The sequence below is a fragment of the Vibrio sp. 378 genome, assembly GCF_033339435.1.
In genome coordinates, this window is sequence record NZ_JAWOUO010000001.1 from 298,577 (window position 1) to 314,269 (window position 15,693).

Sequence of the window (15,693 nt, forward strand, 5' to 3'; positions counted from 1 at the left end):
CACTAACAACGTCAGTTGGCTAGGTGACCCTCGGCTTAAGAAGGGTCGATTTATATAATGCAGTTACTGTGCCAACTTTAATATGCCCTAAAATACGTAGTTTCTGTGACATGCGTTGCTTAAAGTTTGAGTGTGTTTGCAATTTGCAACTGCGTTATGCAATTTGACTCTATTATGCTAATGATTGATTAATAAACAATGAACCTTTTAAAGCATGACTAAACTCGCCGTTCCTAAAAAGGCGAAAAAACCAACTACATCTGTCACTGTTGTTAGAATCACCGAGCCAGCCAAAGCGGGGTCCAATTTAAACTTATCCAGAATAATGGGAATCAGCACACCAAATAAAGCTGCGGTAATAATATTGACGATAATGGCCAGCGCGATGGTTCCCCCAAGAACCGGAGATTGAAACCACAATCCGGCGAGCCCGCCGATGATTAACGCCCAAGCAATGCCGTTCAGAGAGCCAATACCCAACTCATTTTTCAAAAGCTTGAAGCGGTTACCTGGGGTGATCTGATTAAGCGCCATCGCACGAATCATTAGAGTGAGCGTTTGGCTGCCAGCAATGCCCCCCATGGATGCAACAATTGGCATGAGCACCGCCAAAGCCACCACCTGCGCAATTACATCTTCAAATAGTCCGATAGTGACAGACGCCAAAATCGCAGTAAGCAGATTGATGCCTAACCAAACACCGCGCTTTTGCGAGCTTTTTAATACTGGCGCAAACAAGTCATCGCCTTCATCCATACCTGTACCGGCCATCAAACGTGCTTCGTAGATTTCACGCTGTGTACTCAATGCAAACTGCCAATCGACTTCACCGATCAGTGTTTGGTCTGCATCAGTTACAGGGAGAGCGGGCAGTGTGCTGTGTTCTAATGCCTCTACCGCTTCAGGAAGCATCATTTTACTGTCTAGAACCGTCACAGCCTCAATAACGAGTATTTTTAAGCGAGTATCGGGGTCACCACGTAAGATATCGAAGTAGTTGACCGTTCCACGATACTGTTTATTACGATTAATCAGATACACCTGTTGAGGCGTGTCGTAGCTATAGCGCTCCATTAACTGCTTAGCTGTCCCAATCGTAATGTTGAAGGGCAGGGTGATGATCTTACGTTCAGCCCAGTGGCCGAGTTCTTCATCAGCATACTCGTTTGCTTGATCGTAAAGTTCCAACTCATCTTTTTCTATCAACGAGAGCGCTTCGTTGATGATCGACTCTGGCAACGAATCGGCCCATTCGATGAGCGACAAGTTGTCGAGTTTAGCGAGAGTTAGCTTTAGCTCGACTTCAGATAACGCATTGATGATAGAGAAACGTACGTCCGCACGCATTTCCGTTAACACGTCGATATGTAGCTCTAGTGGTAAAGCTCGCCATAAGCGAACACGATCGTCGATTGGAAAGGCTTCTAGAATCAGGGCAACCGCGCCGGGCTCGAGGCCCGCTTCAATAGATTCATTGAGCGTTGCGACTTGATCCGCTTCTTCGGCTTGGCCAATTTGCTGGATTAGAGTGGAGAGATCTTGAAACTTGCTCACCGAGTACCCCGATAGTTAATTCGTTTTATGGAAGTATGGCATGTTATTGAGATGCACAACTATGCATCTTAACCCTGCTCAAGGTACTTGAAAGTAACAGAAAAACAATAGGCTATTTGCTGTTGATGGTGAGATATGGCTGTACCAATTGGCGAATGTTCACTTTTGCGCCAATACGGGCTGCCAGCAAGTACATTCCGCCTATTTTTCTGTGCAAAAATAGGGCATCTGCTGGTGGAGTATGCCAGTATTCTTGTTCCATGCTTAAAATAGTGCCAGCTTCGCGAAGCTTTTGTGCTAAGCCACTGGCTTTAAAGTCATAAGGCTCATCAACTAACATTGGTTCACATGCCATTTTCACTAGATCGAGAATCGCTTGGCGCTGGTCTGGAAGGATGGTTTGGCTGAAGAAGCCTATTTGTTCAAGCGCATCATTTAAGCCTTGTTCGTCATTATTCACGACAGACGCAAAAGCTTGGCGATAGCCGGTACTGAACCGTTCGCTGTATTCGCGGGTCGCCCCGAAATCTAGCAAGCCGATTTGACGAGTGTTTTCGATATATAAGTAGTTGGCGAAGTTTGGGTCGGTTTGTACCATCTTAAATTCGAACAGCTCTCGAAACAGTAATTCGAGTAGGCTGTGCATGACAAAATCTCGCGTACTCTGATCATAATGTTCGATTTGCTCAATCGGACTGCCATCAATGAATTCCATCGCGAGAACGGAGTCTGAGCAACTTTCAGTATGAATCTTGGGCACCACAAAATGAGGGTGCTCCTTCAAAGCGTCATGATAACGAATGGCAAATTGTGCCTCTCGTGCGTAATCGGCCTCGTCATGTAGCTGCTTTTTCGCTTCTTCGAGCAATCCTTTGTAGTCGACAGACTCGGGAATCAACCCAACGACCTTGAGCAGTGTACCGACATTATCGACGTCGCTATCGATACTTTTCCGTATGCCCGGATATTGCACTTTGACGGCTAGGTTATCGCCCGCATCGCTGTAGGCTTGGTGCACTTGTCCTATTGATGCACTGGCGATTGGTTTGAAGTTAAATGACAGAAACTCAGCTTTCCAATTCGTTCCTAGCGAACTTTCCATTACTGCGTTGAGTTGTTTTGCAGGCATTGGGTCTGCGTTGGAACGAAGACGGGAAAGAATATCGGCAAGTTCAGGTTCTAAAACATCACCAGCATCCATTGATAGCATTTGACCAAGCTTCATTGCAGCGCCACGCAGGTGAGCAAGTTGGTCAGTTAAGCGCGCGATGTTCTGTGGCGTCAGCAAGAGGTCTTTCGCTTTTGGTTTGTTGCCTTTGGCTATCTGTTTCGTGCCTTCTGCAATCACATTGCCTGCGACACGGGTAGCAAGTGAAGCGAACTTGCTGAATCTTGAGATGCGATGGGTAGGTAGGCTTCTTTCCTTTGCCGACATGAATCTTCTCCGCTATTTACTAACTAATTGTTATACGGGAAAAGGATATGTTTGGATACAAATGAAAAGAAAACCGCCAGCGTAACTGGCGGTTTGCGAGTTTAGATAGAGTAGAAGAAGTACAGTTGAGACTTCATTCGGATGATGATCCCGCGAATCACATCTAAGAAGGCCATGAAGCCTATCGGTTTTTCACCGCTGACCCATGCGAGGCCAACAGAGCCAACAGGGATGTCGTAGCCTTCTGGCTCATCAATCTTAAGACGAACAAAGTGGTGTTTGTTCTGTAAGTTCTTTCCAGTGGTGACACGTACGGAATCATCGAAACCCAGTAGATTACCTTGTGACTCACCTGTTGCTTCAACAATGCCTTCGACGGTCGCTGAGAAGATCTTACCTGGGTAAACGGACGAAGAGAATTCCGCTGGCTGACCCGGTTTGATGTTACGAATCGCCTGATGGTTGACCCGCATCAGCACATACTTCTCGTTAGTGTACATGTTGATACGCGGCATCATCGATACACGCTGACCTTCACGCAGGATAAAGTTGGTGACAAAGCCATCTGTTGGGGCATGAACTTTTGTGCTATTCAAATCCCATTGCGCTTTTGCAATTTGCTCTTCAGCTTGGCGCAGTTCGGCTTGTTTGGTTTCAACTGCAAGTTCCGCTTTATGAATCGCCAGTTTTGCACGGGAAATATCGACTTGTTTCTTCTTGATTTGAGACTCAAGGGTTAACACGTTGTGACGTGCCATATCTACCGTGCTCGATTGTTTGTCGATGTCGCTTTCCGTGATGGTGTTTTGCACCACTCGGTTTTGCTCAACATAACGATCTAGCATTTTTTTCTGCAATTTGTAGTCAACTTTGGCCGCTTCCAACTGGCTCTTGGATGTTTCTAGATCTTGCACTAGCGCTTCGTGGTTAGCTTCTTCAATCTCAATGTCGCCTTTTGCCGTAGCTAATGCAACGCGAGCAGAATCAGCGGATACGTTCGCTTGATTTAATGCGATTTTGTATTGCGTTGGGTCAAGTTCATAAATGAGCTGACCTTCTCTAACTTTCTGATTTGGCCTAATGTAAATGTGGTCAACTTTACCTTTTACATTGGTTGAATCTGGACGCAATTGGATGTGTGGCGACTGCACGACAGAACCGCCGGATAAATCCATCGGGGTGAAGTTAATCAAACCTACCCAGACGAACATTAGCCAACCAAAGCCGCCAAGATAAGCGAACGATTTGGTTGCTTTGTTCCAAGGCATGCCAACCAAACGCAACAGGTAGATGAAGAGTGCCCATACTGCTAAACCTTCTAACATTATGCTTCCTCTTTTGGCTGTGTTTCTGTTTGCGGTTTACTTTTCCATGTATCACGCAGATTGATGATGGCTTTTTCCATATCAACAAATGCAAAGATCACGGCTAGTACCCAAACCCAGTGCCAGACAAACCCTATCCAGGTCAGCGCAGTGATGAGCCCTATCTGATGATGGTCTTTGCTGTGTGCTTTATTGATAGGTAATTCATGGATTTTCCAAAAGCCGTAACACGCGCCCGCGACACTCGCGATTAAAACGACAGCAGCGACAACATGTAACGCCGTATCTGCGCCTGTACCGACAAATGGGACACTCAGTAAACTCATTAAACACTCCTCTATCAAACTGTTGGCGTATTGTGATCTGAATTTGATTTGCGGCTTTCTTTGTGACAGATTCAATCACTATAGGATTAAATTTGATGTGATTGGTTATGAAAACGGTTCGGTTTATTCGCGCGATGGGCATTCTAAACATGCATAACCTCGCGTTATCTAAATACAATTTGGACTCGGATGAGTTAGGGATCCCAGCATCGGTGTTTCGTAACCCAATGACACTGATCCCGCTAAAAGCCGTTGCGGAATGGTATCGTTGTGTTGAACAAGCCAGTGGTGACCCGGATGTGGTGTTGAGTCTCAGCCGAGGTATTGAACTGCAAAAGCTAGGGCCAGTGGGACGCTGGTTATTCTCCGGCAATGATTTAGCCAGTACGATTCGGCGAGTGAATTATGGTGTGAGCAACCTACAATCAGGGGCGTTTTTTGCTGGCGAACAGTCGGGTAAAATCATCAAATGGACTTACCACAACCCGTTTATAGAAACGTCAGTAAAGGTGCACGATAGTATCCGCTGTGCGGTATTTATGATTAAGGTGTTACGCGAATTTCTTGGCAAAGATTACCAGCCTTTACGTGTCAAGGTTTCAGGCTCGAGAAAAAATACGGAGCGATACCGGGAATATTTCGGCTGCGAGGTGGAATGGAGTCAGCCAAAAACAGAGATATGGATCCCAGGAGATGACCGACTAGCTTCTCGCCAAGTGAGCCATCGAGAAGACAACCGTCTAGCGATGAGTTTTTCCGATTTAGATGATTTGCTTAATATGCCCGACCCAGAAGATGAGTTGAAAGTGATTTATGAAGTGGTGAATTACAGCAGCCATTATGGATTGCCAACGTTAGAGCGCGTTTCTTCTCTGCTTGATTTATCTGAACAGCAGTTTCAACGTCGTTTGCATAAATTAGGACTCAATTTTTCGACGGTTTCTGGCTATGTATTGAGTAATATTGCAGCTGGTTTGTTGAGTAAGCGCGTGAGTATTGATGACATTGCCACGCGCCTTGGTTATACCAATGTGGCGAGCTTCAATCGTATGTTTAAGAAACATCGTGGATTAACGCCCAAGCAGTATACGGGAAGATTAGAGAAGTAGTGCTCCACTTATCTCTATGAGTACAAGCAATAAAAGCCCTCAAAGTTGAGGGCTTTGTTATTTTTTGTGTCGTTTTATGTGATGGCTATTTCTTAGGACGCCAACTTAGTGCACTTGCAACAGCGCCGATGGCAATTACATCCTTTTTTTGTTCGCTAAGTTCAGGGAGCATCTGCACCGCAATGGTACCGTTCGTCTGCACTGCGGCAATTTCTTGTGTGCCCTCCTTAAAGCTATAACCCAATGGAATGTCTACCGCCATCATGGCGTCAGGACTAGTATGTACAGTTTCTACATTAAAGTGGGTGCTACCAATACGCACTACGCCTGTCTCTTTTTTCTCAAAGCTGATGTCGATGAGAGCGGATTTTGGCTCCATCGCAAACTCACCGACTTTTTTACCATCTTGAGTAATGTCACAGGTGTAAGGATCATTCCCACCAAAATCGACGCCCATGTAGTTAACCGACATACCGCCTCCGGTGCAGTTCAAAAGCCAAGTTTCCCCGCTGTCGATACGAGTCACTTCTGCGCCCATTGAACCTTCTTTGAAAGAGATACGGTTAAACCAACTTGAGTTAGAAGCACTGCGTGAATACTTGCCTTTGTACTTACCAGCAAAATCAAAATGGCCATCTGCACCGAATCCCCAAAAATCACCGTCGGTTTTGATCAGCATTTCTGGTTGTGCTTTTACGGCATCAGTACGATCCATGACGGCTAGGCCACCACAACCAACAAGGAGCAAGGGAGCGAATAGAATAAGTTTCTTCATGTTTTTCATTGTTTATAGCTTGGTTACATCTAGGGTTTGGTCGGTGAATTGGATGTTCTGAATGTCGTACAACTCGTCAGTGCCTGTATTTGGGCACTCAACAGAAACACTCTTTGCTTTGATAACAGTACATTCCGCCAGTTTGTGTGGCACGATATAGGTGTTGATACCGCCTTCACCATAAATGCTGTTGTCTTTGCTGTTGCCTTCAAAAGTATTGTTTTGATCATTACCGATCACATTCATCGCGTCGTCGCCAATGATCTTCACTTTTGTTAGCCACTGAGATTTGTAGGTGTACGCTTCTATCGAACCGTCTTTGTTGGGAGCCATACGGAAGGTAGGTACTGTGCCTGGATTTGTCTTTTCTGTGTAGAGCTTGACGCCCGCAGAGTCGATATTCGCGGTATATTGCAAGTATCCGTGGAATAAGCCACTGATCCAATCAACGGCTTGTGGATCTTGGGTTTGCATTTCTTCACGCGTTAACGCTTGGTAGCCATCTAAACCATGTCCGTTTGCTTTTGCTACACCCATGTAAGCTTCAAAAGCGGCAGCAAAATATTCGTGAGAATATGAAGGGCCCGTTTTTTTAACACTTTCAGGATCGAAGTCGTCCGATTTCCAATCGTCCCAGTCATACTGAGTAGGGCGCCACACCGTCGGTTTGCCCGATTGAATATCGTTATAGATGCTTAACGCATGAGCTTGAATGTCATTTTGCAGTGCCGCAGTCGCCGTGTTAGGTGCAATACCTTGCGCTTGGACCAAGTGTAAAATTTCTTCAAAAGCGGCGTCTCGTTCGGCTTTTTTACCAAGATTGGCGCAGTAATCGGCAAAATTACTCATGTAATGGCAATCGCCTTCAACTGTCAGTTCTCGATACATTAAAGATTGGCTATTCCTTAGCCAGTTTGGTGTTTCTTTACTAGTTACTAATGTTGACGCGATAGATGTGACAAGTGTATCCATATCATCTTCGTTAAGTACCATCATGCTTACAACAAACTTTTCTAGAGAACTCGTATCAAAAGAGTGTGCTAAGCCCGAGTTTGTAACTGCATCGTTCAATTTATCTTGGCGAATCAGTTCGTTGATAAAGATTTTGGTTAACATCTCATCATTCTGTTCGTCGTTTTCGGTCAGCATTAGTGTGGCATCACGCTCGGCTAATGTCTTAGCGATACGAGACTTGTCAGCACCGTACTTAGAGTCTGGTTGGTTTGTTAGAAGGTGTTGGATGATTTTGGCTGCACGAAAGATTTTTTCATTATTCGCACCGTCATCAACGGCCACAATGTGAAATGTATCATTGTTATTTGCTTCAGAAAGGGAGATTTTCACATAGTGGGTGAAGCCAGCATCAGCAGCCACTTTTAACTTGGCTGGAAACTCTGTAGAAACGACAGTTGGGATTGTGACAGTGCTCAATGTTGGCATTGGTGGTGTTGGAGGTTTCGTTGTCGATGGTTTCGGATTAGATTCACTGCCGCCACAAGCAGTTAGACTTATCGCGCAAAATATGGCTAAAGGTGTTAATTTGGAATATCTCATTTCATGTTACTCGTAGACTTTATTAGAGCAAGAAACTTAGAAGCAACATAAAGTCCTGTCTATATAAGCAAACTAAGTCATATATGTTGATATTGTTTTTTGGTAAGACCTATTATTCGATATGTTTAAAAATATAGTAGATTTTTATTCCGAATTTTATTTTATATGTGAAGCTATATTCTGATAATAAATAAAACATCAGGTTATTGTATGGTTTAAGGGGTATGGAATGATTAGGGTTATCGTATATGTATGGTTTGTAAGCGTATGTAAGCCTGCTTTTTATTAAAATTATCATTTAAGTGGGTTGCGCAGTATAGGACGAGCGATATACTCCCTCCATCATATTGGTGGAGTAAATGATTCATGGTGGGTAATACAATCTTACTGGTAGAAGACGACTCAGAGATTGCTCGATTAACCAAAATGTACCTCGAAGCCGAAGGATATACGGTAACTGTCATCGATAACGGTCAAAATGCATTAGAAACGATTAAGGGGCTCAAGCCGGACCTAGTGCTGTTAGATTTAATGTTACCAGGAAAAAATGGCGCAGAAATATGCCAAGAGGCGCGTAAGTTTTATCATGGTATTATCATTGTTTTGACTGCGACCGATGATGAAATGAGCGAGGTGAGCTTATTTAAGTTCGGTGCTGATGATTACCTTACCAAACCGATAAAAGGTAATATTTTGCTCGCCCGTATTGAAGCAGCGTTGCGTCGCTATTGTCGTCAAGTTGATATCGTTGAAGAAGAAAAGCTGAGCCGATATGGCATTAGTCTTTGTCTTCGTCGCTCCCAAGCATTTTATTTGCAAAAAGATATTGGTTTAACGAGTTCTGAGTTTGAAATTTTAGAGCTCCTGATGCTGAATGTCGATAAGCCAGTATCTCGTGAATCATGTTGTCGTCTTGCCCGAGGCATTGAATACTGCATTACTGATCGTTCGATTGATATGCGTATATCGTCGCTAAGGAAGAAATTCTCCAAGGCTCATATCCATACGGCTACCATTAAAACTATACGTCACCACGGCTACATGCTGACAGGTAAATGACGCGTGTTTTCCCTGTTTACTCGTCTATATGTGGGGTTAGTAACCGGCCTTGCGCTGACTGTTGCTTTGTTTCTCTTTATAGGGGAAGAGTACATGCGCAAAACAGAAGTCGGTGTTTTTTTGAACGATGGTGCTTATTTTGTCGATCAATACATTGAGCAGCGAGGCACTCCGGATTCTCTCTACAAGAAGTTAACCGAAAACGGCAAGCAAGATTTCTTTATCTTTGATTTAACATTGGTTGAGAACTGGGACGGATCACCGCCTTGTCGAGATTGTAATCTGCTGTACCGAATGCAAGGGGTACCTGTTTATCTTATTGACGGCAGTACCTATGCTGCGGTATTCCCTTTGCCTAACACTTCGAAGAGTTTAGTTTTCAAAGAAAAAACGGACTTCTTTAGCCCACACGTTGATTGGAATGAAGATTCTGAGATTGTATTTATACTTACTCTGCTTTTGGTTGTTGTATGCAGTTTAGGCATTATGGTTTACATACCTGTACGACGTCTTGACCGCCAAATTCGGCAACTAACGGCTGCGCAACAACAATTTGGTTCTGGTGAGTTGAATACGCGAGTCGATCTAAAGCAATTTTCGCAACCCGTGAAAGAGCTCGCCCAAGGCTTCAACTGCATGTCTGAAGAGATTGAGAGACGAGTACGCCAAACACACATCTTTACTCAAGCTATTCCTCATGAAGTGCGCACTCCGCTGAGTCGTATTCAGCTAGCGACGGATTTAGCTCGACGCACGAGTGGTGAAATGCAGGCAGAGTTACATGACGATATTGAACGATACGTTGATGTAGTGACGGATTTAACATCCGACATCGTCATGCTGTCTCGCTTGAGTGTGAAAAACCACTCATGGATCGATTCTGTTGAAACCATGGAACTGCCACTTTGGTGTAAAAGCCGCATGAATTACCTAGGCTTAGAGTCCGCCATGTTGAGAGCAGAAAATGAACTCGCGAACCAATTGATTCACTTTCAGCCTACTTTGGGTAACCTCGTCCTCGATAATTTGCTGCAAAACGCCAAGCGTTACGGTGAATCCTGCGTTGAGGTGACGATTCGAACGGTAGAGGATTGTTGGAGCATCGATATTGAGGACGATGGTCCGGGCATCCCTGAAGCGATGCGAGAAGAAGTGTTTATGCCATTTTCGCGCTTAGACAAAAGCCGCAACGCCGACATGAAAGGCTTTGGTTTAGGGCTTGCCATCGCTACCAGTGCAGCGCGGCAACTGGGGTGGGAGCTTTCTGTCGGCGAGAGTCACTTAGGCGGCGCACGTTTTACGGTGCTTATTCCTGCCAACGGTTAGAGTAGGCACTGCGGTAGTCTGGCTCTGCGATACCTTCATACAAATCGTCACAAGCTTGCAGCGGACCTACGACGGTTCGGTAGGGTAGGACACCTGCCCAAACAGGGATGTCCATGTCTTCCGCATCGTCGTTGACGCCAAAATTGCTGATTTTCACTGATGCCTCCGTGAGCGGGATACGCAGTAGCATGGTGGCTTTGAGTTCTTTTTCATTACTCAAACGGACTTGTTCTGTTCTCCCCGGAGCGATCTGTTCAATAAAGTGATTCAGCAACCTGTCTTTCTCTTGGTTATCTTCCACCATCTCAAACTGGCCAAAGACCACAACACTGCGATAATGCGCACTGTGGTGAAACGCACTTCGAGCCAATACCCAACCATCAAACAAAGTAAAGGTTAAGCACGTTTGCACTCCTTGTTTGAGTGAGCGTAATAGTCGACTGTTGTTGGCACCATGGATATACACGTAATCATCGACACGCCATGCCAGCATAGGGATGACCACAGGGCCTGACTCGTTGGTTATCGCAATATGAGCGATTAGGCTTTCATCTATGATGGCGTGCAGTTTGCTAACATCAGAGACGGCTTTATGTGCGCCTTTCTTAATTTCCGTTCTATTGGTGTTGGATAGCATTTTCTCTCCTTGTTTGCTCACGATTACGAGCGATTGATCCTCATTCTTTGATTGCAATGTAGCGTTTAACTGGTAGCTTAAAGAGAGCCACTTTTAACTAATGGATGGATCCAGTTTGTCTTTGATTGATATCGGTGACCTGCATTTAAAAGACAGTGATGGAACGCGTCAGCAAGCGTTGTTTTTTGCTATTCGCAAGAAAATTGTTCAAGGACTGTGGGTGAAGAATGGGAAGCTGCCTTCTACGCGGAAGCTTTCACAAGAGCTTAATCTAAGTAGGAATACCGTGATTTCTGCCTACGAACAGTTAGTGGCGGAAGGGTACTTGAACAGCCAAAAAGGTTCTGGTTTTTATGTTGCCGTAGAACTGCCAGAGCAGTACTTGCCTGAACCTAGTTCAGTTCAGAGAGACTCATCACCGAAAGCTCACTTTGATATCAACCGCGCATTTGCACCGGGTGTGCCGGATTTGGACGCATTTCCGATGGCGCAATGGCAAAAGTTACTCACTCGCCATATGTCTCGTACTTGCTTGTTGGGGAATCAAGATATTCAGGGTAGTTGGGCATTGCGCTGTGCTTTAGCTGACTACCTCGCATCAAGCCGTTCAGTGAATTGTTCTCCAGAGCGCATTATTATTACCTCTGGGGCGCAGCAAGCGTTGTCAATTGCGACGATGGTAGTGCTCAAACAAGGTGATAAGGTTCTGATGGAGCAACCAGGTTACGCGCAAATGCGGAAGTTGATTCAGTTCCAAAACTATCAATTTGAGCCTTTGTTCGTAAGAGAGAAATTAGGTTTTGATGTGGAAGCGGTGACCTCAAGCGATGCCGATGCGCTGTATATTACACCAAGTAATCAATATCCGATGGGCACCACACTCAATACCGAACAAAGAGGAAAGATCATCAACTGGGCGGTCGAACAATCAAGTTGGATCATCGAGGATGATTATGACAGCGAATTTCAGTTTGCTCATCGTCCCTATACCAGCTTACAGGGGCTAGCAGCTCAAATGGGTCGAGATGATCGTGTGTTGTATGTGGGTTCCTTCAGTAAAGTGATGTTTAACGGATTGCGGCTTGGCTACCTTGTAGCTCCTGAACGTTTAGTAGAGCAATGTTTGGTGGTTAAAGATGCGTTAAGTGGTGATTCGCCGACGCATACACAAGAAGCATTGGCAGATTTTATTACTGAAGGTGGGTTATTACGTCATATTCGAAAAATGCGTCGACTGTACAAAACTAAGCATGAACAGATGCATTTATCCATTCAACAGCATTTTGGCGACCGTGTTTGCGTCGTTAGCCAAGCGGCGGGGCTTCATATTACGTTGAAATGGCAAGACGGTATGGATGAGCAGCGTTTTACAAAAATGGCAGAGCATGAAGGGATCATCTTGCGACCTTTGAGCTATTATGAACCCCCAGATTTTCAAGCACGTCACTGGCATGGTGCCGTGCTTGGTTACGGCAATATCGCGTTAGAGAACATAGACGCTGGTATCCAACGTTTAGCTCACATATTTCGAAATGGGAAGCGATGACTATTCAACTACACGTGTTTGTCGCTTATGTCGCCACTGTTTCCAAGGCAGTAAAAGTAGAGTAAAAATGCCAAGTGCATAAAACATTGACCAGCCTAAACATATAAAAACACCGGTACAAAGCAGTAGGGACAGTCCCGCAAGTGTTTTACCAAATCCTCGAAGCAATTTGAAAGCGGCTAACATCGCCAACATGTAAACCAGAACGAATACACTGTTTGCGAGTTTTAGGAAAAACTCCAGATCGAGCTGTGATAGGGTTCCTATCACACAAGATATCAATAATATACCGCCAACTAATATGGTGGCTGAGAAAGGGACACCACGACGTGAAATCTTGGCTAGTGGACTAGAAGGACGATGTTCACGAGCTTGAGCCCAGACCATTCGCGCTAGACTCTGTGTGTATAAGTTAACGCTCGCGAAACAAGCGGAGAAACCTATCAAGCTGATTATCCATTTGGCTCCATCGCCTAGTAGTTGGGCACTAAGCCAGGGGATGGATGCGTTATCAAATTGAGCGTTACCATACGCGCCAAATTTTAAAATAACGACAGAGCATGCCCAATAGGTAGCCCCTGCTACAAAACAACCGACCACAATGGCAATAGGGAAATCTCTTTGAGGGTTTTTGAACTCTTCCCCCATATGGGCAAAAGCCTCTATGCCAACAAAACACCAGAACATCACGCCTAACGCTGCGGTAATAGGCCAAATTGACTCTTGTGTGATGGCGGGCATCACAAGATCGGCGCTGTTAACGTCGCCTTTCCATAAAAATGCGCCAACAAGTGCGAAGACACTCAAAGCAATAAGAGTTTGTAAATGACCTGATGATTTTGTGCCCATCAAGTTGACGAACACAAGTAGTACTACTGTCAGAATTTGTGCAAACAGATTGTTGCTAATAGGCTCTGGCAATATTTGTTGTAGGAAGCCTGCGGCGAGTGCAATCGCGGCCGGAACCCCTACCGGAATGACACTAACAAATAGCCAAGCGACACTACTTTCCAGTTTGGCGTTAAAGGCTTTGCGTACAAAAAAGGCTGTTCCGCCCGCGTTGGGGTATCGTTTACCCAGTTGAGCAAAAGTCAGCGCAATAGGACAAATCGCGATGAACAATAAAATCCAAGCCCATAGTGAAAAATGGCCAGCTATACCTGCTGCGATAGCCGGGATCATAAACAGCCCAGTTCCCATTAATGTGGTGGATAACTGTGCGATACCTGATGTGAGTGAAATGTCTTTTTTGAGCTCTTCCATGCGAATTGATTCATCCAATGTTATGAGGCTTATTACGAAAAAGCTTGTGGCTTCTGGTTATTTCGTTTTATGTGTTTAAGCGATGCTATTTATGTGCTGAGCACTTAAGTTGGGAATTTGATTTCAATGTGTTATCTATTTTCTGTTGAAATGGATAACAGCACTCATCTCATGCCCGCCAAATAGCATATCCAAAATGTTAATAACAAAATGATTTACTAAACCGTCAATATGACGGTTGTTTTAAATAATTCCAACAAAATGTTGGTTTCTTATGCAGTTAGAATCGGTATAGAATGAGAAAAATAAGGAAAGCTTGGTAACGGTATGGACAAGTTTGATCATAAGATTGTGGATCTGCTCAGGCACAACGCTCGGCTGTCGGTGACTGAAATTGCGGATAAAGTAAACCTTTCTCGTTCTGCGGTAACGGCCCGTATTCGTAAGCTAGAGCATGACAAAGTGATTCTAGGGTATCACGCTGAAATTGCACCTTCGGGTGGGGATTCGATTTGCGCCTATTTTGCCTTAAAGTTCGATAAATCAACCTCTACGTATTATTGCGAATCATACGCGGACGAGTTATACAAAATTGATGGCGTAAAATGGTGTCATGCGATCAGCGGTGAGACGGACATGATGGTTTTTGTCGAAGTGCCTACGATGGCTCGCTTGAACGAAATCAGAGATCAAATTCAACGATATCCAGAGCTTCGAAACCTGATGACTCATACCGTCTTAGCTGAATTCTTTAACACGACTGGGAACCTGTTTGTGAAGTGACCATGAATGGATGCCATGTTGAAAACCCTTCTGAGCGAATATGTTAAACAACATTAATTTGAATCTACTTAGATCCTTGCATGTACTTTTAGAGGAGTGTCATGTCAGCCGGACCGCAGACCGTTTGCACATTACGCAGTCTGCCGTCAGTCGACAGCTTGCACAATTGCGCGATCTGTGTGGTGACCCACTGCTTATTCGTCAAGGTAATCAACTGATACCAACGCCACGAGCAATAGCGTTAAAATCAAAGCTTGATGCATTACTGGCTGAGTTTGACCATTTACTCGATGACCAACCTTTTGAGCCGCGGCAGTGGCAAGGTGAGCTTGTTATTGCTTCTAGTGACTACGTGGCGCAATACGTATTGCCCGATATTGCCTCTCACTTGGGTGAACAAGCGCCACAGTTAGATATGGCGTACCGACTGTGGCAACCCAACTTTCTTGATAAACTTCATGAGACGGGCATCCATATCGCGTCTTCTATGTATCCAGAAAAACCACAGAGTGTGTCGAGCGTTAAAATTGGTGAGGATTCATCAGTTTGTTTGATGAAATCTTCTCATCCGTTAGCAAAGCAGGACCAGATCAGTATTGAAGACTTGATTTCATATTCACACATCAAAGTGACTGGCGGCGGAGACAAAGATTCCTACACTGATTTAGCATTGAAAGAGCTAGGGCACACCCGCCACGTTACCTTTAAGGTTCCATTCTTCTCTGCTGCGATCAATCGCTTAGTTGCAAGTGAGCACCTGATGGTGGCTCCTGAACATATTGCCGTTAACCTCGCTAAGCATTGGGACTTAACCCATAAAGCATTACCACTCGAAACACCTATTCATCAATATTGGTTAATGTGGCACCCCAAATACGACACGGATCCTGCGCATAAATGGGTGCGAGAAGAGATTCGCTCAGTAATGCAAATTTCTGAATATTCCATTCGCTAATACGTACACCGTTTAGCTATGACTTGAAGTCATGATTAGTATGAAT

14 protein-coding genes are annotated in these 15,693 nt (G+C 44.7%); 6 read left to right on the top strand and 8 right to left on the bottom strand.

Annotated features, from left to right (window positions below; genetic code table 11):
- Positions 1 to 207 precede the first annotated feature (207 nt).
- The 4 genes from R7Q48_RS01410 to R7Q48_RS01425 form a co-directional block, all read right to left on the bottom strand.
- Positions 208 to 1,554: a magnesium transporter gene (locus R7Q48_RS01410; protein ID WP_086047512.1), complete on the bottom strand. Its 1,347-nt coding sequence runs from the start codon at positions 1,552 to 1,554 to the stop codon at positions 208 to 210.
- A gap of 112 nt (positions 1,555 to 1,666) precedes the next feature.
- Positions 1,667 to 2,989, bottom strand: a complete 1,323-nt coding sequence (locus tag R7Q48_RS01415; RefSeq protein ID WP_158173404.1) for an ABC1 kinase family protein — start codon at positions 2,987 to 2,989, stop codon at positions 1,667 to 1,669.
- Positions 2,990 to 3,090: 101 nt separating this feature from the next.
- Positions 3,091 to 4,314 carry an HlyD family secretion protein gene (locus tag R7Q48_RS01420; RefSeq protein ID WP_213965416.1) on the bottom strand — a complete coding sequence of 408 codons (1,224 nt, stop codon included), beginning with the start codon at positions 4,312 to 4,314 and terminating at the stop codon, positions 3,091 to 3,093.
- A complete protein-coding gene (locus R7Q48_RS01425) occupies positions 4,314 to 4,640 on the bottom strand; it encodes an MFS transporter (protein WP_017635162.1) in 327 nt (108 codons plus the stop codon). The genes R7Q48_RS01420 and R7Q48_RS01425 overlap by 1 nt, the downstream gene beginning before the upstream one ends.
- A 107-nt stretch (positions 4,641 to 4,747) precedes the next feature.
- Between R7Q48_RS01425 and R7Q48_RS01430 the strand changes: the two genes are divergently transcribed.
- Entirely contained in the window at positions 4,748 to 5,749 is a 1,002-nt protein-coding gene (locus R7Q48_RS01430) for an AraC family transcriptional regulator (protein ID WP_054574582.1), read from the top strand.
- Between the two features lie 85 nt (positions 5,750 to 5,834).
- Here the strand turns inward: R7Q48_RS01430 and R7Q48_RS01435 are convergent, their stop codons facing one another.
- Positions 5,835 to 6,524 carry a hypothetical protein gene (locus tag R7Q48_RS01435; protein ID WP_080276951.1) on the bottom strand — a complete coding sequence of 230 codons (690 nt, stop codon included), beginning with the start codon at positions 6,522 to 6,524 and terminating at the stop codon, positions 5,835 to 5,837.
- Between the two features lie 12 nt (positions 6,525 to 6,536).
- Positions 6,537 to 8,078, bottom strand: coding sequence for a hypothetical protein (locus R7Q48_RS01440; protein WP_213987108.1), 1,542 nt, complete (start codon positions 8,076 to 8,078; stop codon positions 6,537 to 6,539).
- 366 nt (positions 8,079 to 8,444) lie between these two features.
- Between R7Q48_RS01440 and R7Q48_RS01445 the strand changes: the two genes are divergently transcribed.
- On the top strand, positions 8,445 to 9,137 hold the full coding sequence (locus R7Q48_RS01445; protein WP_005373624.1) for a response regulator transcription factor: 693 nt from the start codon (positions 8,445 to 8,447) through the stop codon (positions 9,135 to 9,137).
- A gap of 3 nt (positions 9,138 to 9,140) precedes the next feature.
- Complete coding sequence (locus R7Q48_RS01450; RefSeq protein WP_213987107.1) at positions 9,141 to 10,463, top strand: ATP-binding protein; 1,323 nt, start codon at positions 9,141 to 9,143, stop codon at positions 10,461 to 10,463.
- Here R7Q48_RS01450 and R7Q48_RS01455 read toward each other — a convergent pair.
- Positions 10,444 to 11,100, bottom strand: a complete 657-nt coding sequence (locus tag R7Q48_RS01455) for a pyridoxamine 5'-phosphate oxidase family protein (protein ID WP_213893526.1) — start codon at positions 11,098 to 11,100, stop codon at positions 10,444 to 10,446. The two genes, R7Q48_RS01450 and R7Q48_RS01455, sit on opposite strands and share 20 nt — an antisense overlap.
- A gap of 100 nt (positions 11,101 to 11,200) precedes the next feature.
- Between R7Q48_RS01455 and R7Q48_RS01460 the strand changes: the two genes are divergently transcribed.
- Positions 11,201 to 12,646 carry a PLP-dependent aminotransferase family protein gene (locus R7Q48_RS01460; RefSeq protein WP_318132120.1) on the top strand — a complete coding sequence of 482 codons (1,446 nt, stop codon included), beginning with the start codon at positions 11,201 to 11,203 and terminating at the stop codon, positions 12,644 to 12,646.
- Here R7Q48_RS01460 and yjeH read toward each other — a convergent pair whose 3' ends face one another.
- Entirely contained in the window at positions 12,647 to 13,909 is a 1,263-nt protein-coding gene (yjeH, locus tag R7Q48_RS01465; RefSeq protein WP_017819874.1) for an L-methionine/branched-chain amino acid transporter, read from the bottom strand.
- A gap of 327 nt (positions 13,910 to 14,236) precedes the next feature.
- Here yjeH and R7Q48_RS01470 point away from each other — a divergent pair, with 327 nt between their 5' ends.
- Together R7Q48_RS01470 and R7Q48_RS01475 are read left to right on the top strand one after the other, a co-directional pair.
- Positions 14,237 to 14,692: an Lrp/AsnC family transcriptional regulator gene (locus R7Q48_RS01470; RefSeq protein ID WP_005373615.1), complete on the top strand. Its 456-nt coding sequence runs from the start codon at positions 14,237 to 14,239 to the stop codon at positions 14,690 to 14,692.
- A gap of 40 nt (positions 14,693 to 14,732) precedes the next feature.
- On the top strand, positions 14,733 to 15,647 hold the full coding sequence (locus tag R7Q48_RS01475) for a LysR family transcriptional regulator (RefSeq protein ID WP_017819875.1): 915 nt from the start codon (positions 14,733 to 14,735) through the stop codon (positions 15,645 to 15,647).
- The last annotated feature ends 46 nt before the right edge of the window (positions 15,648 to 15,693 follow it).

Coding starts and splice junctions, on each gene's coding strand:
- R7Q48_RS01415 (WP_158173404.1), bottom strand. CDS start 2,989: ATGTCGGCAAAGGAAAGAAGCCTACCTACCCATCGCATCTCAAGATTC.
- R7Q48_RS01420 (WP_213965416.1), bottom strand. CDS start 4,314: ATGTTAGAAGGTTTAGCAGTATGGGCACTCTTCATCTACCTGTTGCGT.
- R7Q48_RS01425 (WP_017635162.1), bottom strand. CDS start 4,640: ATGAGTTTACTGAGTGTCCCATTTGTCGGTACAGGCGCAGATACGGCG.
- R7Q48_RS01430 (WP_054574582.1), top strand. CDS start 4,748: ATGAAAACGGTTCGGTTTATTCGCGCGATGGGCATTCTAAACATGCAT.
- R7Q48_RS01435 (WP_080276951.1), bottom strand. CDS start 6,524: ATGAAGAAACTTATTCTATTCGCTCCCTTGCTCCTTGTTGGTTGTGGT.
- R7Q48_RS01440 (WP_213987108.1), bottom strand. CDS start 8,078: ATGAGATATTCCAAATTAACACCTTTAGCCATATTTTGCGCGATAAGT.
- R7Q48_RS01445 (WP_005373624.1), top strand. CDS start 8,445: ATGGTGGGTAATACAATCTTACTGGTAGAAGACGACTCAGAGATTGCT.
- R7Q48_RS01455 (WP_213893526.1), bottom strand. CDS start 11,100: ATGCTATCCAACACCAATAGAACGGAAATTAAGAAAGGCGCACATAAA.
- R7Q48_RS01460 (WP_318132120.1), top strand. CDS start 11,201: ATGGATGGATCCAGTTTGTCTTTGATTGATATCGGTGACCTGCATTTA.
- yjeH (WP_017819874.1), bottom strand. CDS start 13,909: ATGGAAGAGCTCAAAAAAGACATTTCACTCACATCAGGTATCGCACAG.
- R7Q48_RS01470 (WP_005373615.1), top strand. CDS start 14,237: ATGGACAAGTTTGATCATAAGATTGTGGATCTGCTCAGGCACAACGCT.
- R7Q48_RS01475 (WP_017819875.1), top strand. CDS start 14,733: ATGTTAAACAACATTAATTTGAATCTACTTAGATCCTTGCATGTACTT.